Raw genomic sequence first — 24,646 nt, 5'->3', positions numbered from 1 at the left:
GAAGTCAGGCCGGATAGCGTCACCGCCATGAAGATCGCTGGAAGCACCGCCCTCGTCACCGGAGCCAACCGTGGCCTCGGCCGGCACCTGGCCGCCGAACTCCTCGCCCGCGGCGCCACCGTCTACGCAGGCGCCCGCAACCCCGACAGCGTCGACCTACCCGGCGTGACTCCGGTCCGCCTCGACATCACCGACCCCGCCTCGGTGGCCGCCGCCGCCGAGCTGGCCGGCGGCGTGAACCTGCTGATCAACAACGCGGGCATCGACACCCGGACCGACCTCCTCGACGGCGACCTGGACCTCGTCCGGCTGGAGCTGGAGACCCACTACATCGGCACCCTGTCGACCATCCGGGCGTTCGCGCCGGTCATCGCCAGCAACGGCGGCGGAACGATCCTCAACGTGCTCTCCGTGCTGTCCTGGTTCGGCTCCCCGACCCACGCGGCCTACAGCGCCGCCAAATCCGCCGAGTGGGCGATGACCAACGTGCTGCGCGTCCAGCTCGCCGACCGGGGTGTCCGGGTCGCCGGCCTGCACGTCGGCTATTTGGACACCGACATGGCCGCCGATATCACCGGCCCGAAGTCCGACCCGGCGACGATCGCCAAGATCGGCGTGGACGGCATCGAGGCCGACGCGTACGAGATCCTCGCCGACGACCTCAGCCGCCAGGTGCAGGCCGGGCTGGCCGGCGGCGTCGCCGCGCTCTACCCTCAGCTCCCCTGACCCACGACGCGACGGGCCGCCACCGGGAAGACCGGTGGCGGCCCGTCTTCGGGTACGCGGGGCGTCAGCTCGCCTGCAACGTCACGTCGTCGATCACGAAGCTGGTCTGCAACGACGAGTCCTCGGTGCCGGTGAACGTCAGCGTCACCGTCTGCCCGGCGAAGCCGGCCACGTTGAAGCTGCGCTGGGCGTAACCGGCGGCGGCGTTGAGATTCGAGTACGTCGCCAGCGTGGTCGAACCCACCCGCACGGTCAGCCGGTCGTACGCCGTGGAGCCGGTGGTCTCGGCGGTGTCGATGTGCAGCCAGAACGACAGCGTGTAGGTGGCGCAGCCGGCCGGGACGGTCACCGACTGCGACAGGGTGTGGGTCCGGGTGCGGCCGGACCCGTTGAGCCACGCCTTGTACGACCCGGTCCGGGCCGGCTGACCGCTGGCAGTGGTGATCACGCCGGACGACGCGGTCCACGGCGTGCTGCCGCTCTCGAAGCCGCCGTTCCCGATCACCTGGCCACCGGCACAGCCGCCGGTGCCGCCCACGGCGAGCTGCCACAGGGCGTACGCGACACCGTCGGCCGCCCGGTTCAGCACGGTGGCGCTGACGTTGGCGGTGGTGTCGCAGGCCCGGTGGTAACACGGGTCGTATGCGGAGTTGGCGGTACCGCCCCACTTGGCCGCCTGGGCGCTGCTCTTGCGGGCGCTGGCTCCCGCCGCGTAGCCCGAGGTGGGGATGCCCGCCTGCTGGAAGTAGTAGTCGTCGGAGCGGCCCTGGCCCTCGACGTTCTCCTCCGGTTGCAGACCCAACGAGTCCCAGTACGCCTTCAGCGGCGCCGCCGTGGTCGAGGTGACCCGGTTGATGAAGTAGCCGCCGTTGGTCGAGCCGAACCATGTCGAAGTTGTATTGACATCCTCTCCGCCCTAAAGGACGGAGATTCCCTCCACGCTGCGTGTGGAACACGCGGCGTCTGGGTGGGTTACCGCTTCGCGGCGCGGTGCCAGCACGGATGCTGGTCTTATCTGCGCTCCACGGTCGTTGAAGTCCGCCTGCCCGGCGGCCTTGACGTTCTTCGCGGCGTTGACGTCCCGGTCGTGGGCTGCGCCGCACGGGCAGGCCCACGCTCGGACGTTCAACGCTATTTTGTCGTTGACCCGACCGCAGTTGGAGCACATCCGGGTCGACGGGAAGAACCTGTCCACTCGGGCGAAGGTGCGCCCGTACCGGGCAGCCTTGTACTCCAGCATGCCCGTGAACGACGACCATCCAGCGTCGTGCACGGACTTCGCGAGCCGGGTCCTGCCGAGACCGACCACGCACAGGTCCTCGACGTACACCGCTTGGTTGTCGCGGATGATCGATGTCGAGAGCTTGTGCTGCCAATCCCGTCGGGTGTCGGCCACCCGTGCATGAGCGCGGGCCACCTTGACCACGGCCTTTTTACGGCGGTTGCTGCCCTTGGTCTTGCGGGACAGGTCTTGCTGCAACCGCTTGAGCTTTCGGGCCGCGCGGCGCAGGAACTTCGGTGCGGTCACCTTTGTGCCGTCGGACATGACCGCGAAGTGGGTCAGGCCCAGGTCGATACCGATCTCGGAGTCCGTCTCCGGCAGCGGCGCGTCGGTGGTGTGCACGACGAACGAGGCGAAGTACCGCCCGGCCGCGTCCCGGATCACCGTGACCGAGCTGGCCTCGGACGGCAGGCTACGTGACCACCGAATCGGCACGTCGCCGATCTTTGGCAGCCGAAGTCGGCCGTTGTCGAGGACCTTGAACCGGCTGTTCTTGGTGAATCGGATTGCTTGCCGGTTGTCCTTGCTCGACCGGAACCGGGGCGGTGCCACCTTGCGGCCCTTGCGCTTGCCGGTGATCGAGGAGAAGAAGTTGCGGTACGCCATGTTCAGATCCGCGAGTGCCTGCTGTAGGACCGCGGCGGACACCTCGCCCAGCCACACCCGTTCCGGCGTGGTCTTGGCCTGGGTGATGACCCGCTTGGACAAGTCGGCGTCCGAGACGTACTCCTCGCCCGCCTCGCGTGCCTGCTGACGCAGGCGCAGCCCGTCGTTGAACACCACCCGGGCACACCCGAACGCTCTCGCCAACGCGGCGCGCTGAACGGCGTCCGGATAGACCCGGAAGTTGTAACGAAGCTGCACGACACCGAGTGTCCCATGTCGATCCATGGCAGACCGTGAAGGCATCCGCACTGGTAGACACTGTGTCTTTTGCTCGACTTCCCGCCCAAGCTGGCCCTGGCGAAGCTGGTCAACACCCTCACGGGCGTGTCGGCGGATGCGCCACGAGTTCCCCGACCTCGTCCGTCACCACCCACCGGGCCAACACGCTCTGGTCAATCTCGTACTCTGTGGGCTCCGTGAGCGCGGCACCGCTGAGCGTCGTGCGTCAGTACATCGAGCAGCAGAACCGCCCGGTTTAAGGCACTGCTCGGGCCTTGACGGCCCTCCCAGCGCGGGCCCTCACCCCCGCCCTGAAGGGCGGAGCACTGGCCCGCGACCGTGTAGCCGGCTGAGCCAGCCCGTCGGTTGCCGCCGTTACCGGTGGCGATGGAGTTGAACTGGGTCAGGTGCGCCTGGACGTTGGTGACGGAGATGTCCGGTGCTGCCAAGGCGGCGGCGGTCCCGGCGATCGGCCGGGCCACCGTCGTCGCGGTCGTTGGCGACGCGGTCACCGGCTGGGCGGCCAGCGTCACCGTCATCCCGGCGAACACGGCGAGCGCGACTCCCGCGCTCAGCGTTCTGCCTCTCATGGGGGCTCCTCGGGGTGGTTGGAGAGATAACCGAGACACTTACAGACTTCGATGTATAGGGCATCGGTCGTTCGTCCCGAAGCGCCACCGCTTCGACGGTAGGTACCGGCGGCAGCACAGGTGAGTAGAGGTGCCAGGATGGGTAGGTAACGCCAGCAGGGGTCGTCAGGCCCGGAACGGGGGCTGCGATGGGGCCGGATCGAGCGTGACAGCACCCAGCGTCGACCTGTTCAGCGGCGGCGGTGACACCGGCCGGTTGATGGCGGAACTGGACTGGGCCCGCACCCCTCTCGGCCCGGTGACCGGCTGGCCGCAGAGCCTGCGCGTCGCGGTCCGGATGGTGCTCTCCTCCCGGTACCCCATGCTGCTGCTCTGGGGAGACAGCTACTCCCAGCTCTACAACGACGCGTACTCGCAGCTCATCGGCGACAAGCACCCGGCCGCGCTCGGCGACGACGTGCGGGTGACCCTGGCCGAGGGCTGGGACGTGCTCGCCCCGCTGATCCAGCAGGCCACCACGACCGGAGTCGCGAGCTGGGTCCCCGCTCTGCGGCTGCTGCTGGAGCGGGCCGGCTACCGCGAGGAGGCGTACTTCAGCGTCTCGCACGCCCCGGCCCGCGACGACGACGGCCGCATCGTCGGCGTGCTGACCGTCTGCAGCGAGGTCACCGAGCAGGTCGTCGGCGAACGCCGCCTGCGCCTTCTGCGTGACCTGTCCGTTCTCGGCGACGGTCGCACCGTCGACGTGCACGCCACCGGCGCTCGGCTCATCGACGCGATCGCCGGCCATCCGCTGGACGTGCCGTTCGCCGCCATCTACCTGCGCGACGGCGCCCTCCTGCGCCGCATCGCCTGCACCGGCGGCGACCAGGGGTACGCGGGAGCACTGCCGGGCATCGTCGAGCTGGCCGACCCCGGCCCCGTCGCGTACGGCTGGGGGCTGCCCGATGCCGCCCAGGGCCGACCGGCCCAGGTGTCCGACGTCGCCGACCGGCTGCCACTGCCCGGCGGCCCGTGGAATGACCCGGTCCGCACCGCGCTGGCGCTACCGCTGCCCTCGGGCGACGGGTCTCAGCCGCTCGGTGTCCTGCTGGTCGGGGTCAGTCCCAGCCGAGGGCTCGACGAGGCGTACCGGTCCTTCGACCAACTCGTGGCCCAGCAGATCTCCGTGGCCCTGCGCAACGCCCAGGAGTACGAGCAGGAGAGGCGCCGGGTCGAGGCGCTTGCCGAGCTGGACCGGGTGAAGACCGAGTTCTTCGCCAACGTCAGTCACGAGTTCCGTACCCCCCTGACCCTCATCCTCGGCCCGCTGGCCGACGCCCTCACCGACGCCACCGCGCCGCTGGCATCGGCGCAGCGGGAGCGGTTGGAAACCTCCTGGCGTAATGCCACCCGGCTGTTGACTCTGGTCAACAGCCTGCTCACCTTCTCCAGCCTGGAGGCCGGACGAGCCCGCAGCGACGCCCGGGTGGTGGACCTGGCCGCGCTCACGGCCGAACTCGCCGGCGTGTTCCGGGCCGCCGTCGAGCGGGCCGGGCTGACTCTCGAGGTGAGCTGCCCGCCGCTGCCCCGGCCGGTCGCCCTCGATCCGGTCAACTGGGAACGCATCGTCACGAACCTGTTGTCCAACGCCCTGAAGTACACGTTCATCGGCCGAATCCGGGTCGCCCTGGCCGCCGACGACGAGGAGGTACGCCTCACCGTCGCGGACACCGGCATCGGCATCGCCGAAACGGAGCTGCCGAAGCTCTTCGAACGCTTCCACCGGGTGCGGGGCGCCCGCTCACGCAGCCACGAGGGCACGGGCATCGGCCTGGCGCTGGTGCATGAGCTGGCCCGGTTGGAGGGCGGTGAGGTCCGGGTGGCGAGCCGAGTGGGCGTCGGCAGCACCTTCACCGTGGCGCTGCCCTGGTCGGCGGCGCACCGCGCGGCGGTGGACGGGCCAGCGGTGGACGGGCGGGGCGACGCCGCCCGCGCCGCCGTGGAGGAGGCGATGGGCTGGCTCACCGAGCCGGGCGGCAGTCTGTCCGAGCCCGACCGCGCGTCCGGACCGGCCATGGACGAGCTGGCCGGGGCGCGGATCCTGGTCGCCGACGACAACACCGACATGCGGGCGTACCTCAGCCGGCTGCTCACCGGGCAGGGCTGGCGGGTGCGGGCCGTCACCGACGGCCAGCAGGCCCTCGACGAGGTGCGCCGCGAACTACCGGACCTCGTCCTCACCGACGTGATGATGCCGGTGCTGGACGGCTTCGACCTGGTACGCCGGCTACGCGCGGACCCGGCGACCCGGGCGCTGCCGGTGCTGGTGCTCTCCGCCCGTGCCGGCGGGCAGGCCAGCGTGGAGGGCCTGAGCCTGGGTGCCGACGACTACCTGGTGAAGCCGTTCGCGGCGGCCGAGCTGATCGCCCGGATCCGTGCAGCCATCCGGCGGGCCCGCATCCACCCGGCCGGCGACGCGACCCCACCGGCAGTCGACGCCGCGGCGTCGCCCGCGCTCCCCGACGCGGTCACCACCGTCGCGCCGGACCCGGCGGTCAAGCCAGCTCTGATCGCGACTGCGGCGCTCGCAAACCCGGCTCACCCCTCGCACTCAGCCGTCACGGATGTGCCCGTGGCCGCGGAGACCCGGACCGACCGGGACGGGTTGGGCGACATTCTGGACGTCGGATGGACGTACCCGTCCGCACCCACCTCGGCCTCGGCGATGCGCCGGGATGTCCGGCTGACGCTGGGCGACCTCGACGTCGACCCGGACGTGCTGGAGGATCTTCTGCTCGCCGCGTCCGAGGCGATGAACAACGCTGTCGAACATGCGCAGCGGCCCAGCCGTCCGGAGGTGCGGGTGCGGGTCCAGGTGGGCGGAGGGCTGATCCGGATCTCGGTGCGGGACTTCGGCACGTGGCGGGACCGCCGGCCGGCGATGGACCGGGGCCGGGGCGCACTGCTGATGAACGCCTACGGCGACGTCCGCCTGGTCTCCAGCGCCGAGGGGACGACGGTGACCATCGATCGACACGTGGCCGACCCGGCCTGAGCTGGCACTGCCCGACCCGGCCTGAGCGGCCAGCCGCGCGTCAGAGTCGGCGGCCGTCGCCGTCGCGGGCGATTATGCCGTCGAGCCGCTCCCCCGGGGTCAGCTCGGTCGGGTCGAACCAGAAGATCACCACCTGCTTGTCGACGCTCCACCGGGCCAGTCGGGCGTCGACCTGCCGACCGTCGACGTTGCCGATGATCCGCTGGGCGGGGCCGACGAAGTAGCCGAAGGTGGGCACCGGGGCGGACGATGACCGCTCGTCGTAGCCAATCTGGTGGAACCCCGGGCTGCGGTCAACTCCGCCGACGTCATTGACCAGGATGTCCGTGGTCAACGTGCCGTCCAGGGCGCGGCGACCTGCGGCGAGCCCGACGGACACTCTGGGCTGGCCGGGCACGGACACCCCGACGACGAAGTACACCCGCTCGTCGGTGCCGTGCCGCACCCCGCTGTCGATCACCTGGCCCAGAGGCTTCGGGGGCGGTTCGTCACCGGTCGTCCCCGGTGTTGGCGTGGGCTCCAGCGACTTCGGCCCCACCGTCGGGGACACACCGGTCGGGGGTGTGGCGACGGCGACCGCCGGCGGACGCTCGGCCGGCGAGGGATCGTCCGGCCGGGCGCTGACCGCCACCACGACGACGGCGGTCAGGCCGGCCGCGAGCGTCGCCGCCCCGGCTCCGGCAACCCGACGACGGGTACGCAGACGCCGCCCCTCACGCATCACGGTCGCCAGGTCGAGCATGGCGTCGGGTCGTTCGGTCGCCCGCATGGCGTGGCGGAGCTGGTCCTCGCTCACCGGCGCGCCTCCTGATCAGCCGTCTGCGGCGCGGCGGCGCGCAGCTTCTCCAAGGCTCGCGAGCTGGTGCTCTTGACCGTGCCGACGGAAACGGCGAGCTCGCGGGCCACCTGCGCCTCCGGAAGGTCGAAGTAGTAGCGCAGCACGACGATGGCCCGCTCGCGGGGGCTGAGCGCGCCGAGGATGGTGACCAACCAGCGCCGGGTGGCCACCTCGTCGGCCACGTCGCCGCGCCGCTGCTGGGGCACCTCGTCGGTCGGATACTCCCGCATCGGCCGCCGCCACCCGTCGACCAGGTGGTTGACCAGGGTGCGGCGGGCGTACCCGTAGGCGTCGTCGTCGTGGATCCGCGACCACGAGGCGTAGGTGCGGACCAGGGCGGTCTGTGCGGCGTCCTCAGCCTGGTGGTGGTCGCCGGTCATCAGGAACGCGGCGTGCACCAATCGCGCGGTCGCCGCCCGCGCGAACTCGACGAACTCCGCGTCACCGCGCGCCACCCTGAACCCTCCCCCGTGCCACACCGTCAAGGACGGGCGAGACCGGCAGAAGGTTGAGCCAAGTCACAACAACTTTTCGCCGCGGTCGCCCGTCTTCTTCTCCGCGCCGCCGCCGATCGGCGCGCGAGGGGAGAGACATGTCGACGAAGGTTACCCGCCGGTGGAGTACCGCCTCAGCGGCGTTGCTGCTGGTGGTGGCGCTGCTCACCGGCTGTGGGCTGCCGGCCGCCGGGCAGTCCCCGACCGTTCCCGTCGGCGCCGGACCGCTGCTTGGCGGGCCGCCCTCGGACACCGCTTCCGGCCGGCCACCCGCAAGCGCCGGGAACGCTGGTGTCGCGTCCAGTTCCGCGCCTGTCACCCCGGTCAGCTACCCCGCCACCGGTGGCAACCGCTGGTCGGTGGCGTCCGCCGAGACGGCACCCGGACGCGCGACCGGCGGCCGGTTACTGCGCTACCGGGTGGCCGTGGAGCGCGACATCCGGGGCATGGCGGTGGGTGACATCGCCACGGCGGTGTCCGCGACGTTGAACGACCCACACGGGTGGACGGCCGGTGGGACGTGGCGGTTGCGCCGGGTGGGTGCCGATGAGACGACAGACTTCACCATCTACCTGGCGACCCCCGGCACCCGCGACACGCTGTGCCAGGACCAGCCGGACGGCTACACCTCGTGTCGCAACGGTGACCGAGTGGTGCTCAACGTCGCACGCTGGGTCAGCGGAGTGCCGGGCTACGGCGCGAGCCTGGCCACCTATCGGCAGTACATGGTCAACCACGAGGTGGGGCACCGGCTCGGGTTCGGTCATGAGCGGTGCCCGGGGCGGGGTCAGCCGGCGCCGGTGATGCAGCAGCAGACGCTGGGCCTGCACGGCTGCACCGCGAACGCCTGGCCGTATCCCGAGGGCAAGCGCCGCTACAGCGGGCCGGTCGGGGCTTACGACGACGAGATCCCGCGGCGCGAGGGTTCCTACCCGGCGCACTGAGCCCCGACGGCCGCCGGCCGTCGCCTCAGGTGCGGCGGTCGCGCTCCTGGGTCAGCCGCTCGTCGAGCCGGCCCAGCTCGTAGACGGCGTTGAGGCTGGTCGGCAGCCGGCTGACATTGTCCGGCGCAGGGCCGGGAGGTGGCGCGGGGGCGGGTGTCGGTGCCGGTGCGGGGGCCGGCACCGACGCGGCGGAGGGGCCCGGGGCCCGGCGGCGTACCAGTGCCAGGGCCAGCAGCGCCAGGAGAGCCAGGACCAGGAGGTACGACACGGGCGGCCAACTGTCGCGGGCGGGGCTGGCGAGCGTCGGCGGCGCGGCCGGGGCGGCCGGGGCGGGGGCGTCGCCGTTGCGCAGGGGCACGGCGGCCTCACGGGTGCCCGTGTCTTCGCCAGCGGCGGGGCGACCGGGTGCGGCGGGTGCCGCCGGGGCGGGGACACCGGCCGCCGACCCAGCGGGAGCGGGGGGTGCCACGGGTGCCACCGGGCTGGGCTGCTCGGTGCCCACTGGCGGGCTCGGCGTGGACGCGGGAGTGGGGGTGGGCGCGAGGGTGGGGGTGGCGGTCGGCCTGCTGCCGCCCGTCAGCAGATCGTCGACGATCTGGCCAACACCACCGAGGAGGCCACCGACCGGGCCAGGGGTGGCCGCCGGGGACGGTGCGGGCGCGAGGGCGAGGGTCAGCACGAGGGCGACGACGGCAGGCACGGGGGTCACCTCCGATGCGGCGATATGCCACGCACCGTATCGCATCGTGGGATCGCGTGGGTAACCCCGCCGGGCCGGGGCGGGGACGCCCCGTGCTCGCGTCCCCGCCCCGGTGTCCCTGGTGGAGCGTCCCCGCTCCGGTGTCCCTGCTGGAGCGTTCCGCCCCGGTGTCCCTGGTGGATCAGACGGGCAGGCCGCCGACCTGGGTGGAAATCCAGGATCGAATCGAGGGCAGGTCGACGTAGATGGACGGGCCGGTGGCGCAGGTGGAGTTGTTGTTGCCGGCCCGACTGGTCGCGCCGATCAGGTTCCACACTCCGTTCACGCGGCGCACCTGCGGGCCGCCCGAGTCGCCGTAGCAGGCGCCCGAGTTGCCGTTGGTGTTGTTGGTGCAGATCTCGTACGGGCCGTTGATGCCGGAGCACCGGCTGTCGGCCACGATGGACGTGTCCAATTCGTTGGCGACCGCAGGGGCCGATCCGCAGCCCGGGCGGGCGCAGGTCTGACCCCAGCCGATGATCCGGGTGGCGGCGCCGACCGCGCCGGAGGTGCTCGGGATCGGTGCCGGGGCGTACGCGACCGAGCTGGCGAGTTGCAGCAGTTTGACGTCGACGCTCGGGTGGTTGACCGCGCGGGTCACCCGCACCACCGTCCCGCCGCTGCTGCGGTTGACGCTGCCCACCCGCACCGACGACGGCGTCGAGCAGTGCTTGGCGGTGACCGCCCAGTTGCCCGTGATCAGCGTGCCGGTGCAGCCGGAGACGTACACCATGAACGGGTAGTTCTCCGTCGCCGGCCGGCCGCCGACCACCGTCGGGCCGACGTCGGCGGCGCCGTTCCAGGTGTACGTCGTGCTGGCCGGCGCGGCCAGGGTGCCGGCGAACAGCGCGTTCACCCGACTCGCCTCGGCGGAGCTGGGGTTCGCGTTGCGGCAGGAGACCGGCGCGCTGCTGCCGGACATCAGGTCGGAGCAGAGGCCGGTGCGTCGGTCCGGCAGGCCCAGGATGTGGCCGATCTCGTGGGCGGCGATGCGGTTGCGGTCGTACCCCTGGTTGACGGCGGTGCGGCCCATCCAGATCCGTCCCGAGCCGAGGCCGGTCGGCTGTGCCCGGGGCCAGCCGTCGTCGACGTAGATGGTGATGCTGGCCGGCGTGCCGGGCTGGAGCCGGACGGTGCTGACCCGGCTGTTCCAGATCTGCGCAGCCTGGTCGAAGTTGGTGCGGAACTCGCCGGTCCGGCTCGCGTCGTAGTAGACGGTCCGCACCGCGGCGGCCGGGGCGCCGGTGGCGAGCTGGACACCGGCTGCCACCAGCACCGCCACCAGCACGGCCTGCGCCGCGCGTCTCAGTTGTGGTCGGAACATCACGCACTCCCCTGAGGTCGTCCGGCGGCCAGTGGCGGCCACCGGTCATCGATGTACGTGAATGCTAATGTGACGGCGATCGATGTTCGGCATAGCGGAAGCGTCATACCGGCGAGGTCGACGGCTGTTACCCAGCGGTTACACCGCAGCGAAGTGCCCGTGCCGACGCAGGACCACGGTGACAGCAGAGGGTCACCGGCAGCGCTGCCGTGACGTGGCCCCGAGACGCAACGGAGGAACCACGATGAGGATCAGGAGCGCACTGACAGCGTTGGCGGTCGTACTCGCCGGGCTGATCGCCGGCGCGGGCAGCAGCAGCGCCGCGGGCACCACGACCGGGTCGGCCTACTGCGGGATCACCTGGGGCAGCGCGGAGAAGTCGGCCGGTGCGCTGAGCAGCGCCCCGCTGATCGACGTGCGGACCGGTCGGCACGACTGCTACGACCGGGTGGTGTTCGAGTTCGCCGGCCCGGTCGACGGTTACGCGGTCGCCTACGGCGAGACCTGGACCGAGGGCGAAGGACTGGCGCTGTCGCCGTACACCGCCGGGGGCGCGCTGCTGCGGGTCTCCCTGCGGGCCCCCGCGTACGACGACGCCCACCAGGGCACCGTGCCGTACGCGGTCGGTGCGCACGTCGCGAACCTGCTGCGCTATCCGACGCTGCGCGACGTCGTCTTCGGCGGCAGCTTCGAGGGCTACAGCACCTTCGCGGTCGGCGTACGTGCGCGGTTGCCGTTCCGCACCTTCGTGCTCGCCGGACCCGGGACACACAGTCGGATCGTGCTCGACGTCGCCCACCAGTGGCAGGAGTGACGACAGCGATGCCACGTCCCGGGCGGGCCTGGCCGGACGGTGACTGCCGTCCGGCCGGGCGAGCCTCAGCTGTTGGCGGCCTGTCGGGCCTGGTCAGGTGCCTCTGCGACCGTCTCGTCGGTCAGGTGCCAGATCTCCCGCATCGGGGCCCACCAGTCCCCCGATCCGGGCTCGGCGATCGACTCCTGGCACGGGTCGGTCAGCTTCCACCACTCCTGCGTCTGCGGGTCCGCGGCGATGAACCGCAGGTCGGCGTCGTAGTCGTCGCCCACGTACTCGTAGTAGCCGAAGAGCAGGTCGCCGTGCAGAAAGATGGTGTAGTTGCGGAAGTTCGCCTCGCGTAGCGTCTGCTCGACGCTCGGCCAGACGGCGGCGTGTAACCGCAGGTAGGTTTCCCGCTGTTCCGGGCGGAGTCGGATCACGCAGCCATGACGTTGCACGTCGGGCCCTCTCGTGTGAACTGAGCTGGTGCGGACCGAGTGAGGTTAGTTCCGCCGTCGCTGGTTTTCGCCTTCAGGGTTGCCGAAGCTCACTCGTCGGTACCGGGTGGACGGTGCCCGGCAGAGGGGCCGGCCGGGCCGTCGACACCGACCGTTTCGCCAGGACTGCGCAGCGTGGCGACGGGTCTACCCTCGGGTGATGGAGGGCCGTGTGCTGGTGGTCGAGGACGACACCTCCATCCGGGAGGTCACCGCCCTCGGTCTGCGCCGCGCCGGCTTCCGGGTCGACACCGCCGCCGACGGGCGGCAGGCCCTCGCGGCATGGAGATCCCACCCGGTCGATCTGATCGTCCTCGACGTCATGCTGCCCGGTCTGGACGGCCTGGAGGTCTGCCGGGAGATCCGGCGCACCAGCCAGGTGCCGATCCTGATGCTGACCGCGCGCACCGACACGATCGACGTGGTGGTGGGGCTGGAGTGCGGCGCGGACGACTACCTGCGTAAGCCCTTCGACCTGCCGGAGTTGGTGGCCCGGGTCCGCTCGGTTCTGCGCAGGGTGAACGCGCCGGTCGCGTCGACGATCATCGAGGTCGGCAGCCTGACGATCGACCCGGGCAGCTTCGTGGTCCACCGGCACGGCCGGGAGGTGGCACTGACCTCCACCGAGTTCCGCCTGTTACTGGAACTGGCCCGCCGACCCGGCCAGGTCTTCACCCGGGAGCTGCTACTGGACCTGGTCTGGAACCACAGCTTCCTCGGCGACTCCCGACTGGTCGACGTGGCGGTGCAGCGGCTGCGCGCCAAGATCGAGGACGACCCGGCGCGGCCACGGCTGATCCATACGGTGCGCGGCGCCGGCTACAAGTTGTCCACGGGCTGACGGGAGGGTCGGCGATGGCCGGACGCGCGGTGACCCCGGGCCGTCTGCGGCGCCGGCTGACGATCGCGTTCGTTCTGGTCGCCGGGGTCTCGGCCGGGCTGCTCGCCGGCGGGACCGGGCTGCTGTTGCGACAGTCCTGGTGGGACGCGTCGCTGCACGAGGCCGCCGCCGACGCCCGCTACCAACTCGTCCTCGCCGGGCAGTTCCTGCCGCTGACCGAGAAACGCAGCACGGAACTGCTCAGCAGCTTCGAGGCCAGCGGCCGGCACGTGGTGCTCGTCGACGGCCCGAGCCGTCCCTCGCACCCTGCGTACGCCCCGGTGCTGGGCACCCGGTTGCGGGCCACGGTCGCGGACGGGCAACTCGGCTTCCAGCGCTCCGCGCCGGCGCAACGTCCTCGGCTGCTGGTCGTCGGTGGGCGCATTCCCGGTTCGACGGCCGAGCTGTACGTGCTCACCGTGGAGGACGACGTCGCCACCGACCTGGGCCAGCTGCGCACCGCGCTGGTGGCCGGCTGGGTGCTCGTGGTGCTGCTCGCCGCCGGAGTGGGTCATGCGCTGGCCCGCCGCACGTTGGAGCCGGTGGGTCGAGCCAGCCGGGCGGCCCGCGCACTAACCGAGGGCCTGCTCGCCACCCGCCTGCCGGTACGCGGGCACGACGAGTTCAGCGTCTGGGCGGCGTCGTTCAACGAGATGGCCGAGGCACTGGAGTCGAAGATTGCCGCACTGTCGGCCGCGCAGGCCCGCGAGCGGCGGTTCACCGCCGACGTCGCGCACGAGCTGCGTACCCCGGTGACCGCGCTGGTGGCCGCGGCGTCGCTGCTGCGCGAGCACCTCGACCAGTTGCCCGACGACGCCCGACCGGCCGCCCAACTGTTGGTCGGCGACGTGGTCCGGCTGCGCCGGCTGGTCGAGGACCTGATGGAGATCTCCCGGCTGGACGCCGGGCGCGAGCAGCCGGCCGTCGGGCCCGTCGACGCGGCGGCGCTGCTGCACGGGATCGTCAGCACGCGGGGCTGGTCGCAGCGGGTGCGGGTCGGCGGAGATCAGGTCACGCTCCGCACCGACCCGCGTCGCCTGGAGCGGGTGCTGGCGAACCTGGTCACCAACGCGATCGAGCATGGCGGCGGGGAGATCCGGGCCACCGTGACCGATGCGGACCCGCTGGTCGTCTTCGAGGTCAGCGACCAGGGGCCGGGCATCCCAGCCGAGCACCTGCCCCGCGTGTTCGACCGGTTCCACAAGGTCGACCCGTCGCGCTCCGCACCGGGCAGTGGCCTCGGGTTGGCCATCGCGTGGGAACACACCGCCCTGCTGGGCGGGGCGCTGAGCGTACGCAGCGGGCCCGGCACCGGCACCCGTTTCCGCCTGGAGCTGCCGGCCCGTGGTCCCGCCGAACCACCGAGCGACGACGGCGAGCAACGGGACACCAGCGTCGGCCCGGCGGCGGGCGGTGTGCGGTGAGCCGGCGAGGTGTTGCCAGTGCGATCGCGCCGGTGCTCGTCGCCGCGCTGCTCGGCACCGCGTGTGGCGGCCCTCGCTCCGGTGCGCTCGGCCCCGCACCCACCGCCGCGCCGCCGAGCGTCGCACCGTCGAACGCCACACCGTCGAGCGCCCCGCCGTCCGGACGTCCGGATCCGACTTCCACACCACCATCGGACCTACCCCGGGCACCCACGACAACCCCGCCGGCACCGGCCGGCACCACCACCCCTGAGACGGTCACCGTCGAGCTGTGGTTCGTGCGTGCCGGGCAGCTCGTACCGACCAGGCGGGCGCGGCCGGCGACCGTGGCGACGTCCCGGCTGGCGCTGACCGAGCTGGCCGCCGGGCCAACAGCGGCGGAGGCCGCCACCGGGCTGACCACCCTCGTCCCGGCCGGCGTCGAGGTCACCCGGATCACCGACGGCCTGGCGACGCTGCGGGTCCCGTCCGCCGACGACCCGGCGCAGCGGCGGCTGCGCGAGGCGCAGGTGGTGTGGACGCTCACCCAGTTCCCCACCGTGCGTCAGGTCCGGGTCGACGGAGCCGCCCCGGTCGACCGGACGGACTACGCGGACCTGCTGCCGCCGATCGTGGTCACCGGCCCGATTCCCGGTGAGCGGGTGTCCACCCCTCTCGTCGTCACCGGCACCGCCGACGTGTTCGAGGCCACGGTGAGCGTCCGGGTGTTGGACGCCGCCGGCCGGGAGGTGGCCACCGGTTTCGGCACCGCCAGTTGCGGCAGCGGCTGCCGGGGCGGCTACCGGGTGGCGGTCGGCTGGCGCACCGTCCGGGAGCAGAAGGGCACGGTCGAGGTGTACGAGGTGTCCGCCCGCGACGGCACGCGGATCAACACGATGGCGGTGCCGGTGCTCCTCGCGCCCGGTGGTTGACCACCAGGTTTACCTGCCGGACCCCCGATGGAAACGCAATCGTTTCGTTAACTCAGTGCGACGCAACTCACGAAAACCTGCACGTTCGGGCGGCCGCGAACTAGTGTCAGTACGACATCGTTTCGCGGGGGGGTTCGGAAATGCTGGGTGGTCAGCAGGTGGGCGCGGGTGCCGGGGTTCCGGCAGCCCGGGTGCCACGGTGCACCGACAGCGACCTGTTCGCAGTGGTAATCGACCTGCTGCGCGAGGTCGGCTTCGACCGGATGACCATCGACGCCGTCGCCGCCCGCGCCCACGTCAGCAAGGCCACCATCTACCGGCGCTGGGACGGCAAGGCCGAGCTGGTCGTCGCCGCCCTGCGTGACCGGCACGTGGGCGTGCACAACCCGCCCGACACCGGCTCCCTGCGCGGCGACCTGATCGAGTTGCTGCGCGCCACGGTCGCGATCTGTGTGGCCGACTGCGACCTGATGCAAGCGCTGACCTTCGCCATGCGGACCAACCCCGAGCTGGAACGCCTGGTGCGCCACCAGGTGCTGCCGGCCGGACGGGTGGCCAGCACCGCCATCCTGGTCCGTGCCGCCGCCCGCGGGGAGATCCCGCCGGAGGCAGGTGAACGGGAGCTGTTCCACGATCTGGCGCCCGCGCTCACCATGTCCCGCATCGTCGCGCACGGCCTACCCGCCGACGACGCGTTCCTCACCCAGGTCGTCGACCAGGTGCTGATCCCGGTGCTCCGCTACCAGCCCGACCGCCCGTCTCAGGCCTGATTCACCGACATTCGCAACACGGAAGGCTTCACCATGCCCGGAACCACCTCGACCGCACCCGGCGCACCCGGCGCCGGGACGTCGACGACACGCGCGCCGCACCCGCGGCGTTGGATCGCGCTGGCGGTCATCGCGGTCTCGCAGCTGATGGTCGTCCTGGACGCCACCATCGTGAACATCGCGCTGCCGCAGGCCCAGGTCGACCTGGGCATCACCGACGCGAACCGGCAGTGGGTCATCACCGCCTACACGCTGGCGTTCGGCGGGTTGCTGCTGCTCGGCGGCCGCATCGCCGACTACTGGGGGCGCAAGCGCACCTTCCTGGTCGGCATGACCGGTTTCGCGCTCGCCTCCGCGCTGGGTGGCCTCGCCACCACCGGTGAGATGCTCTTCGCCGCCCGCGCACTGCAGGGTGCCTTCGGCGCGCTGCTCGCCCCGGCCGCGCTGGCGCTGCTCACCGTCCTGTTCACCGAGGCCACCGAGCGGGCCAAGGCCTTCGCGGTGTACGGCGCGATCGCCGGCGGTGGGTCGGCGGTCGGTCTGCTGCTCGGCGGTGTGCTCACCGAGTACGCCGACTGGCGCTGGTGCCTGCTGGTCAACATCCCGGTCGCCGCCATCGCCATCGCGTTCGCGCTCCCGCTGGTGCCCGAGAGCCGGGCACACGGCAACACCCGCTACGACGTGCCCGGCGCGATCGTGGTGACCGCCGGCCTGGTCTCCCTGGTGTACGGCTTCACCAAGGCCGCCGAGGACGGCTGGGACGCCACCGCGACGCTCGGTTTCATCGCCGCGGGCGTGATTCTGCTCGCCGCCTTCGTGGTGATCGAGCTGCGCTCCAACCACCCGCTGCTCCCGCTGCGGATCATCCTGGACCGCAACCGGGGTGGGGCGTACCTCACGTCGACGTTGATCGGTGCCGGCCTCTTCGGCGCGTTCCTCTTCCTGACCTTCTACTTCCAGGTGGTGTTGCAGTACAAGCCCCTCGAAGCCGGGCTCGCGTCGCTGCCGGTCACCGCGGGTGTGCTGATCGCCGCCGGTGGCGCCAGCCAGCTGATGCCACGGGTGGGTGCCAAGCCGCTGATGGTCGGCGGCGCCGTCCTCGCCGCCGTGGGCATGCTGGTGCTGACCCAGATCGACGTGGACACCTCGTTCCTGACCCTCCTGCTGCCCGCCCAGGTCATCCTCGGTATGGGTCTCGGTTTCACCTTCGTGCCGCTGTCCAGCCTCGCCCTGGTGGGAGTGCCCGAGCACGACGCGGGCGCGGCCAGCGCCACGCTCAACGCCACCCAGCAGATCGGTGGCTCCCTGGGCACGGCGCTGTTGAACACCCTGTACACCAGCGCGGTCGCCGCGTACCTGGTCGGCCGCGCGCCGAACCCGGTCAACCAGGTCGAGGCGCTGGTGCACGGCTACCGCGTGGCGTTCGCCTGGGGCGCGGCACTGATCGTGCTCGCCGGACTGGCCACCCTGATCCTGGTCAAGGTGCGCAAGGAGGACATCCCGACCGGCAACACCGTGCACATGGGCTGACCTGATTGACGCGTTCGCCGGCCGGCCCCGCCCCGACCCTGGGGTGGGCCGGCCGGCGGCCGCTTTCCGGTAACGTCCCGACCATCGTCGAAAGTCCGTTTGAGGAGATCCATGTCGACCCCTGCTGACCAGATCATCACAGCTCTGCGTGCGGGCCACGAAGAGCTCGCCGCGCTCGTCCGGGACCTCAAGGAAGACGACCTGCTCCGGCCGTCGGGAGCCAGCGAGTGGCAGGTGTCCCAGGTGTTGAGCCACCTGGGCAGCGGCGCCGAGATCAACCTGGCGTCGCTGGACGCTGCCCGCACCGGCGCGCCCGGCCCCGACGGGGACTTCAACCGCGGCGTCTGGGCGCGTTGGGACGCGATGTCCCCGGCCGAGCACGCCGCCGGGTTCCTCGCCGCCAACGAGCGGCTGGTCGAGGCGTACGAGGCGTTGGACGCCGAGACCCGAGCCTCGCTGCGGATCGACCTCGGGTTCCTGCCGGAACCGGTCGACGTGGCCACCGCTGGCCGGTTCCGGCTCAGCGAGTTCGCCCTGCACCAGTGGGATGCCGAGGTGGCGTTCAACCCGTTCGCGGCGGTGACGCCGGGGGCGGTGTCGCTGCTGCTCGACCAGGTCGGCGGCATGTTGGGCTGGACCAGCCGGCCGCAGGAGCTGGCCGGTCAGAAGGCCACGCTGCTGGTTCGGCTGCACGCGCCCGAGCGGACGTTCGGGCTGCGGCTGGGCGAGAAGGTCGAGCTGGTCGACGTGCCGGAGCAGGCCGACGGTGAGCTGGTGGCTCCGGCCGAGGCGTGGCTGCGGCTGGCCACCGGACGGTTGGGCCCTCAGCACACCCCCGACGGGGTGCGCGTGACCGGCCCGCTGACGCTGGACGACCTGCGCCGGGTCTTCGTCGGCTTCTGAGCCGTACCGCGCGGGCCGGTCAGCCCGGCCCGCGCGGCACGTCAGCCCTTCACGCAGACCACCTGCTTGAGGTGCGCCACCACCTCGACCAGGTCCTCCTGCTGGGCCATCACCTCGGTGATGTCCTTGTACGCGCCGGGAATCTCGTCGACCACCCCGGCGTCCTTGCGGCACTCCACCCCGGCGGTCTGCGTGGCCAGGTCCTCCGTGCTGAAGGTCCGCTTGGCCTGTGCCCGCGACATCCGCCGCCCGGCCCCGTGCGAGGCCGAGCAGTAGGCGTCCGGATTACCCCGACCCCGCACGATGTACGAACCGGTGCCCATCGACCCGGGAATGATGCCCAGGTCGCCCCGGCCGGCCCGGATCGCGCCCTTGCGGGTGACCAGCACGTCCACCCCGTCGTAGCTCTCCTCGGAGACGTAGTTGTGGTGGCAGGAGATCGGCTCGTCGTAGCCGACCTGCGGGAAGTGTTCGCGCACCACACCGCAGAGCAGGGCCAGCATGACGGCCCGGTTGCGCCGCGCGTACTCCTGCGCCCACCAGAGGTCCCGCCGGTACGCGTCCATCTCCGGCGTGCCGGTGAGGAACACCGCCAGATCCCGGTCGGGCAGATCGGTGTTGTGCGGCAGCTTCCGAGCTATGCCGATGTGCCGCTCGGCCAACTCCTTGCCGATGTTGCGGGACCCGGAGTGCAGCATCAGCCAGACCCGGCCCGATTCGGCGCCACCCTGCTCCAGGCAGACCTCGATGAAGTGGTTGCCCCCGCCGAGGGTCCCGAGCTGCCGCCGCGCCCGCGTCTCCAGCTGCGCCACCCGCCGGTCCAGACCGGCGAACCGTCCCCAGAAGTCGTCCCAGCCGGCCTGCTCCAGGCCACGGATCCGACGCGTGTCGACCGAGTCCTGCCGCTGGGCGAAGCCGACCGGGATGGTGGACTCGATCGCCGAGCGCAGCCGGGCCAGGTCGTCCGGCAGGTCGGCGGCGGTCAGCGACGTGCGTACCGCCGACATTCCGCAGCCGATGTCGACACCGACCGCGGCCGGCGAAACGGCCTGCCGCATGGCGATTACCGAACCGACCGTGGCGCCCTTGCCGAAGTGCACGTCGGGCATGACGGCGACGCCCTGCACCCAGGGCAGCGCACCGATGTTGCGCAGCTGCCGGGCGGCCTGCGGCTCGATGGCGTACGGGTCGGTCCAGACCCGGACCGGCGCCCGGGTACCGGCGAGAGGGGTGAATCCCATCGTGGTCTCCTCGTGAAGTGCCGTGGTCACCGCTGAACGGTGACCGTTAATGATCAGGTGCCGGCCGTCCGGGATCCGGCGGCGGTAGGCGGATACGAAACGGCCGCCCGATCCCCGTGGGGATGGGCGGCCGGCGGACGCGTCAGCGTCGGCGTCAGTCGCGCCACCCCGGCTCGAGGCTCCGCTCCGGGCGGCAGGCACGGGTTTTGGCACTGGTGGGCACAGGTGCGCCGACAGGGAGCAGGCGCAAGGCGGCGTCGGTGCGGACGCGTCGCGGCACGGCGTACTCCCTCGGGGTGTTGATCGGTCGACCTTGCAAGGACGAGAGTAGGAGTGCCGGGACGCGTCCGCAATGGATATCGCCGTTACCGGCCGCCGACCCGGCGGGCGACCGCCAGCAGATATTCCTTGCGATCCAGCGGATTGTTGTCCCAGCGGGCCCGGACCGGGGCGGGACCACGCACCGGCCGGTAGCTGTCGAACTGGGTCTCCAACACGCCCTCGCCCCGGGTCAGCGCGGGCAGGCGACGCTCCAACGCGTGCACCAGACCCGCCGGGATCTCGCCCGACACCAGGTACGAGGTTCCCTGCCCGGTGGTGTCGGTCGGCACCGCGTCCAGTCGGGTGAGCGCGGGCAGCAGGGTGCCGAGGACGTCACCCGGCACCTCCAACCGGAAGCGGTGCACCGGCTCGTGGACCCGCGTGCCGGCCCGGGCGAGCGCGGTCATCAGCACGAGCGGGGTGAGATTGCGAAAGTCCCCCGCCGTGCTGGACATGCTCTTGTCGAAGGTGCCGTGGGAATGGCTCTGCCGCGCCCAGTAGCCGGCGTGGGTCATCGTCACCTCGCAGTCGGGGATCTCCCATCCGTGCAGGCCCTGGCGCAGGGTTCGGCGCACGGTGTCCTCCACGGCGGCGAAGAAGGCCGGTGGCATCGAGCCCAGCTCGACGCCGAGCCGGAAACTCACGCCGGCGCCGGCCGACGCCGGCGCGACCCGCAGCCCGACAGTGGCCAGGAAGGGGTTGGGCGCCACCGCGATCACCTCGACCGCCGCGCCGACGCCGCACACCCGCTCCACGTGCACCGTGCTGGTCTCCCGGAACGTCACCCGCACGCCGAAGTCGTCGGCCAGGGTGGCCTGGATGACCTCCTTCTGCACCTCGCCGTAGAGCGACACGCTGATCTCGTGCTGCCGGTCGTCCTGCCGCAGGTTGATCAGCGGGTCCTGCTCGGCGAGTTGGATCAACGCGGCGTGCAGCGCGACCCGGTCGGCGGAACGCGCCGGCTCCACCACGGTCTCCAGCGTGGGTGGCGCGAAGTGGCGGTCCGCGCCGGCACGTTCCGGGGGTACGCCCACCGGGTCGCCGATCCGCGCGTCCGTGAGACCCCACAACCGGACGATGTGGCCGGCTTCGACTGCCGACGCCACGACGTCGGTCCCGTGGGCGACGACGCGTACCGCGGTGACCAGCACAGGGTCGGCAGCGCCGACACGCACCCGGTCACGGACCCGGATCGTGCCGGCGAAGAGCCGGACCAGGGCGATCTTCTCCCCCGCCGGGCCCCGTTCGATGGCGAACACGGTCCCGGAGACCGGGGCGTCGGCGTCACCCTGGACGGTGGGCAACAGTTCGGTGATCCCGGCGATCAGCGCGTCCACGCCGGCCCCGGTGATCGCCGAACCGGCGAACACCGGCTGGACCACCGCGCGGCCGGTCCGCGTCGCCAACGCACGGCGCAGCCGCGGGTACGACAGCGACGACGTGTCCGCCACCCAGTCGGCGAGCAGCACGTCGTCCTGCCCGGCGAGCAGGTCGAGCAGGCGTTCGGTGAAGGCGACGTCGGCCGGGCCGTACGGCGTGCAGTGGACACCGCGGGTCCCCGCCGCCGCCACCGAGCCCATCGCCACGACGGTCTCGGTGAGCTTCTCCGCGACGGCCCGTACGACCCGTTCGGGGTCTGCGCCGGCCCGGTCGACCTTGTTGATGAAGATCAGCGTCGGGATGCGCAGCCGGCGCAGTGTCCGCATCAGCACCCGGGTCTGCGGCTGCACCCCCTCCACCGCGGAGATCACCAGCACCGCGCCGTCGAGCACGCCGAGCACCCGCTCGACCTCGGCGATGAAGTCCGGATGGCCGGGCGTGTCGATCAGGTTGACGGTCACGTCGTCCAGCACGAAGGAGACGACGGCCGAGCGGATGGTGATCCCGCGTTGCCGTTCCAATGCCAGGGTGTCCGTGCGGGTGCTGCCCGCGTCGACACTGCCGAGCTGGTCGGTCACACCGACATCGTGCAACAGCCGCTCGGTCAGGCTGGTCTTACCGGCATCGACGTGAGCCAGGATGCCGAGATTCAGGGTTTTCACGCAGCGTCAGGTCCTTCAGGTAGGCGACAGATCCCTTCTGGCCGGACATCGACGCAGCGCGCATTGGTACTCCCTGGAGGTTGGGTGGTGGTTTCGGGTAGCTCAGCAGGTCGCCGCAGGCCTGGCAACCGAATAACCCGCGTTCACGTTCACCGTCTGGCCGACTCCGCGACGTCGTTCGCTCACCTGACGCGGCTAGATTCGCGCGGGCACTTTCCGCCCCTGCTCAGGGAGAACCACCATCACCGCCACCTGGCCGTTGCGCCGCGCCGGCACCATCGCCACCCCACCGGACCTCCATCCAGCGGATGCGGATCGGGAGGCGAGCGACACCCGGCCCGGGTGGGCGGTGGCGAGCTGGGTGGTCCCCGCGCTGGTCGCGCTGGCGCTGGGCCTGTGGCGGCTCACGGGTCCGGCGCTCTGGGCCGATGAGCTGGCCACCTGGGGCGCGGTCCGGTTGAGCTGGTCGCAGCTGTGGCACCTCGCCGGTTCGGTGGACGCGGTCCTGACGCCCTACTACGTCCTGATGAAGGCGTACGCGACGGTGGCCGGCACGTCCACGGCCGCGTTGCGGCTGCCCTCGGTCGCCGCCAGCACCGTCGCCACGGTGGTGGTGACCGCGCTCGGGCGTCGGCTCGGCGGCACCCGGATGGGTCTGCTGGCCGGGCTGCTCTTCGCGATCCTGCCGGTGACCTCGCGGTACGCGCAGGAAGCCCGGTCCTACGCCCTGGTGATCCTCGGAGCCGCTGTCGCCGTGCTGTGCCTGGTCCGACTGCTGGAGGAGCCCTCCCGCCGTTTACTGACCGGGTACGCCGCGGCCGTCGGGTTCGTTGGGCTGCTGCATCCGCTCAACGGTCTGCTCATGCTCACGGGTCACGCCGTCGCGGTCGGCTGGTGGCAGCTTCCCCGACGTGCCGAGGGCTGGCGGACCGCCCGACGGTGGGTGGCGGCGGCCGGCGTGGGAGTGCTGCCGGCGTTGGCGCTGGCCGTCTGGGGTGCCGGTCAGACCGCCCAGGTGTCCTGGATCGCGCTGGTCAACCTCAGTGCCCTGCAGGCGTTCCCCGAGCGGCTCTTCCACTCCGCGGCCGTCGGCGGGCTCGTCCTCGTTCTCGCGGTTCTCGGCGTGCGCCGCGCCCCGGCGTACGTCTGCCTGGCCGGTGCGGCGTTCGTTCCGATGGCGCTGCTGTTGCTCGCCGGCACCCACCTGCACGTCTGGGTGGCCCGCTACGTGCTGGTCGTGCTGCCGGCGCTGGCCGTCCTCGCCGCGTCCGCCCTGGCCCACGTGGGGCGATCATCGGCCGTCGTCGCGTTCTGCCTGGCGGTCGTCCTGGCTGTTCCCGCACACGTCACCATTCGGGCCCACGCCGGTCACAGCCAGGATTCCTACCGCATCGCGTCGGTCATCGGCCCTCGCTACCAACCCGGCGACGTCGTGGTGTTTCCGGACAGCCACCCGAGCATTCCCTGGTCACCGCGGGACATCTACGAGCGCTATCTGCCCGCCCCGCGACCACCGGACGTGCTGCGCGTCGCCCCGCAGCGCTCCGACGGCAGGTTCCTGGCCACCGAGTGCCCGGACGCCAACTGTCTCGGCACACCACCGCGCGTCTGGGTCGTCGGGGCCGACCCCGTGGCCGATCCGCTGCGGGACATGGCGCCCGGCAAACGACGGCGGATCAGCGACAGTTACCGGGTCGTGCAACGCTGGCAGTACCCGCTGCTGAGCATCAGCCTCCTGGAGCGGCCGCCTTCCTCGGCACCCTAGGGTGGTCGCCCTTCCTGTCGTCGGTGCCGTCACCTCCACCCGGGCTTCGGCGGCGTCGGTGGTAGGCGTAGGCGACCGCGGCGAGCAATGGCCCCCACAGCAGCAGCGGGAGATAGCAGGCATAGAAGATCGCGGCCTCCCACCGGCCGCCCTGGGTGGGGAAGTCCGCGGGGAGCGGCTCGCCTCCCATGGTGACCCCGGCGAATATTCGGGCGAACGCGCCGGTCCACACGACGGTCAGGACCGCCGCGCCGAGCGTCGCCGGGACGAGGGCGACTCGCGTCGGCACTCGGCGTCCACCCAGCCCGGGAACCCAACGCGGGAACCGCTCTCCCCAGGCGGCGATGAGTCCGACGGCGGTGAACGCCACCACCTCCGCCAGGATCGAGAGGGAGACGATGTATATCCGACCGTCGAGCCCGACGCCGTCGCGGAACGCGACCGGAAGCCGCCAGAGACCCGACGGCAGCACGGTGAACGGGATGACACAGGCGGCGATTCGCGCCCACCGGGGAACTCCGGCCACTGGGGCGTGGGCGGTGCGCCACGCCGTACGGAGCCGCGATTCTCTGCCGGCGACCACCGGGAGCGACGGCGTGGCGCCGCCGCCCCGATCACGTGTTCTCATGCCACTCACGCTAGGAACGAGCGGGCCGGGCCACCTCCCTCCCGCGAGGGAACGAACGACCCGCGGTCGGGAGGTGGCG

General features: G+C 71.8%; 23 protein-coding genes. 12 read left to right on the top strand and 11 right to left on the bottom strand.

The window, feature by feature from the left end:
• The first annotated feature begins 27 nt into the window (after positions 1-27).
• Complete coding sequence (locus JOD64_RS29470) at positions 28-726, top strand: SDR family oxidoreductase (protein WP_204945248.1); 699 nt, start codon at positions 28-30, stop codon at positions 724-726.
• Positions 727-790: 64 nt separating this feature from the next.
• Here JOD64_RS29470 and JOD64_RS29465 read toward each other — a convergent pair whose 3' ends face one another.
• Positions 791-1,549, bottom strand: a complete 759-nt coding sequence (locus JOD64_RS29465; RefSeq protein ID WP_372434259.1) for a M28 family peptidase — start codon at positions 1,547-1,549, stop codon at positions 791-793.
• Positions 1,550-1,642: 93 nt separating this feature from the next.
• Positions 1,643-2,872 (bottom strand): RNA-guided endonuclease InsQ/TnpB family protein, encoded by a 1,230-nt coding sequence (locus tag JOD64_RS29460; RefSeq protein WP_204945247.1) that lies wholly within the window; start codon positions 2,870-2,872, stop codon positions 1,643-1,645.
• Positions 2,873-2,880: 8 nt separating this feature from the next.
• Here JOD64_RS29460 and JOD64_RS34030 point away from each other — a divergent pair, with 8 nt between their 5' ends.
• A complete protein-coding gene (locus JOD64_RS34030; protein ID WP_204945246.1) occupies positions 2,881-3,153 on the top strand; it encodes a transposase in 273 nt (90 codons plus the stop codon).
• Here JOD64_RS34030 and JOD64_RS33640 read toward each other — a convergent pair.
• Entirely contained in the window at positions 3,067-3,483 is a 417-nt protein-coding gene (locus JOD64_RS33640) for a hypothetical protein (RefSeq protein ID WP_275581607.1), read from the bottom strand. The genes JOD64_RS34030 and JOD64_RS33640 overlap by 87 nt on opposite strands.
• A 205-nt stretch (positions 3,484-3,688) precedes the next feature.
• On the opposite strand from JOD64_RS33640, the gene JOD64_RS29445 reads away from it, so the two are divergent.
• Positions 3,689-6,520, top strand: coding sequence for an ATP-binding protein (locus tag JOD64_RS29445; RefSeq protein ID WP_204945245.1), 2,832 nt, complete (start codon positions 3,689-3,691; stop codon positions 6,518-6,520).
• 40 nt (positions 6,521-6,560) lie between these two features.
• Here JOD64_RS29445 and JOD64_RS29440 read toward each other — a convergent pair whose 3' ends face one another.
• Both JOD64_RS29440 and JOD64_RS29435 read right to left on the bottom strand, forming a co-directional pair.
• Positions 6,561-7,316, bottom strand: coding sequence for a hypothetical protein (locus tag JOD64_RS29440; RefSeq protein WP_204945244.1), 756 nt, complete (start codon positions 7,314-7,316; stop codon positions 6,561-6,563).
• Positions 7,313-7,813 carry a SigE family RNA polymerase sigma factor gene (locus JOD64_RS29435; protein WP_204945243.1) on the bottom strand — a complete coding sequence of 167 codons (501 nt, stop codon included), beginning with the start codon at positions 7,811-7,813 and terminating at the stop codon, positions 7,313-7,315. The genes JOD64_RS29440 and JOD64_RS29435 overlap by 4 nt, the downstream gene beginning before the upstream one ends.
• 137 nt (positions 7,814-7,950) lie before the next feature.
• On the opposite strand from JOD64_RS29435, the gene JOD64_RS29430 reads away from it, so the two are divergent.
• On the top strand, positions 7,951-8,796 hold the full coding sequence (locus JOD64_RS29430) for a DUF3152 domain-containing protein (protein ID WP_204945242.1): 846 nt from the start codon (positions 7,951-7,953) through the stop codon (positions 8,794-8,796).
• Positions 8,797-8,821: 25 nt separating this feature from the next.
• On the opposite strand, the gene JOD64_RS29425 is transcribed toward JOD64_RS29430, so the two are convergent.
• Positions 8,822-9,496, bottom strand: coding sequence for a hypothetical protein (locus JOD64_RS29425; protein ID WP_204945241.1), 675 nt, complete (start codon positions 9,494-9,496; stop codon positions 8,822-8,824).
• Positions 9,497-9,677: 181 nt separating this feature from the next.
• Positions 9,678-10,859, bottom strand: a complete 1,182-nt coding sequence (locus tag JOD64_RS29420) for a snapalysin family zinc-dependent metalloprotease (protein WP_204945240.1) — start codon at positions 10,857-10,859, stop codon at positions 9,678-9,680.
• Between the two features lie 244 nt (positions 10,860-11,103).
• On the opposite strand from JOD64_RS29420, the gene JOD64_RS29415 reads away from it, so the two are divergent.
• Positions 11,104-11,673 carry an AMIN-like domain-containing (lipo)protein gene (locus JOD64_RS29415; RefSeq protein ID WP_204945239.1) on the top strand — a complete coding sequence of 190 codons (570 nt, stop codon included), beginning with the start codon at positions 11,104-11,106 and terminating at the stop codon, positions 11,671-11,673.
• Positions 11,674-11,738: 65 nt separating this feature from the next.
• Here the strand turns inward: JOD64_RS29415 and JOD64_RS29410 are convergent, their stop codons facing one another.
• A complete protein-coding gene (locus tag JOD64_RS29410) occupies positions 11,739-12,095 on the bottom strand; it encodes an L-rhamnose mutarotase (protein ID WP_307813788.1) in 357 nt (118 codons plus the stop codon).
• A gap of 217 nt (positions 12,096-12,312) precedes the next feature.
• Here JOD64_RS29410 and JOD64_RS29405 point away from each other — a divergent pair, with 217 nt between their 5' ends.
• The 6 genes from JOD64_RS29405 (at position 12,313) to JOD64_RS29380 (ending at position 18,570) form a co-directional block, all read left to right on the top strand.
• Positions 12,313-12,993, top strand: coding sequence for a response regulator (locus tag JOD64_RS29405; protein WP_204945237.1), 681 nt, complete (start codon positions 12,313-12,315; stop codon positions 12,991-12,993).
• A gap of 14 nt (positions 12,994-13,007) precedes the next feature.
• Entirely contained in the window at positions 13,008-14,456 is a 1,449-nt protein-coding gene (locus JOD64_RS29400) for an ATP-binding protein (protein WP_204945236.1), read from the top strand.
• A complete protein-coding gene (locus tag JOD64_RS29395; RefSeq protein ID WP_307813786.1) occupies positions 14,453-15,367 on the top strand; it encodes a Gmad2 immunoglobulin-like domain-containing protein in 915 nt (304 codons plus the stop codon). The genes JOD64_RS29400 and JOD64_RS29395 overlap by 4 nt, the downstream gene beginning before the upstream one ends.
• A 140-nt stretch (positions 15,368-15,507) precedes the next feature.
• Positions 15,508-16,137 carry a TetR/AcrR family transcriptional regulator gene (locus tag JOD64_RS29390; RefSeq protein ID WP_204945235.1) on the top strand — a complete coding sequence of 210 codons (630 nt, stop codon included), beginning with the start codon at positions 15,508-15,510 and terminating at the stop codon, positions 16,135-16,137.
• A gap of 33 nt (positions 16,138-16,170) precedes the next feature.
• On the top strand, positions 16,171-17,667 hold the full coding sequence (locus tag JOD64_RS29385) for an MFS transporter (protein WP_204945234.1): 1,497 nt from the start codon (positions 16,171-16,173) through the stop codon (positions 17,665-17,667).
• 111 nt (positions 17,668-17,778) lie between these two features.
• Positions 17,779-18,570 carry a maleylpyruvate isomerase family mycothiol-dependent enzyme gene (locus tag JOD64_RS29380; protein ID WP_204945233.1) on the top strand — a complete coding sequence of 264 codons (792 nt, stop codon included), beginning with the start codon at positions 17,779-17,781 and terminating at the stop codon, positions 18,568-18,570.
• A 41-nt stretch (positions 18,571-18,611) separates the two neighbouring features.
• Here JOD64_RS29380 and JOD64_RS29375 read toward each other — a convergent pair whose 3' ends face one another.
• Entirely contained in the window at positions 18,612-19,811 is a 1,200-nt protein-coding gene (locus JOD64_RS29375; RefSeq protein WP_204946316.1) for an RtcB family protein, read from the bottom strand.
• A 365-nt stretch (positions 19,812-20,176) separates the two neighbouring features.
• Positions 20,177-22,174 carry an elongation factor G gene (locus JOD64_RS29370; protein WP_204945232.1) on the bottom strand — a complete coding sequence of 666 codons (1,998 nt, stop codon included), beginning with the start codon at positions 22,172-22,174 and terminating at the stop codon, positions 20,177-20,179.
• Positions 22,175-22,523: 349 nt separating this feature from the next.
• On the opposite strand from JOD64_RS29370, the gene JOD64_RS29365 reads away from it, so the two are divergent.
• Entirely contained in the window at positions 22,524-23,939 is a 1,416-nt protein-coding gene (locus JOD64_RS29365; RefSeq protein ID WP_204945231.1) for a glycosyltransferase family 39 protein, read from the top strand.
• Here the strand turns inward: JOD64_RS29365 and JOD64_RS29360 are convergent.
• Entirely contained in the window at positions 23,902-24,567 is a 666-nt protein-coding gene (locus tag JOD64_RS29360) for a hypothetical protein (RefSeq protein ID WP_204945230.1), read from the bottom strand. The two genes, JOD64_RS29365 and JOD64_RS29360, sit on opposite strands and share 38 nt — an antisense overlap.
• Positions 24,568-24,646: the final 79 nt, after the last annotated feature.

This window comes from Micromonospora luteifusca, from assembly GCF_016907275.1.
GTDB lineage: Bacteria > Actinomycetota > Actinomycetes > Mycobacteriales > Micromonosporaceae > Micromonospora > Micromonospora luteifusca.
The sequence above is the reverse complement of the archived record's forward strand: the minus strand, read 5'-3'. Positions and strand labels throughout refer to the sequence as shown.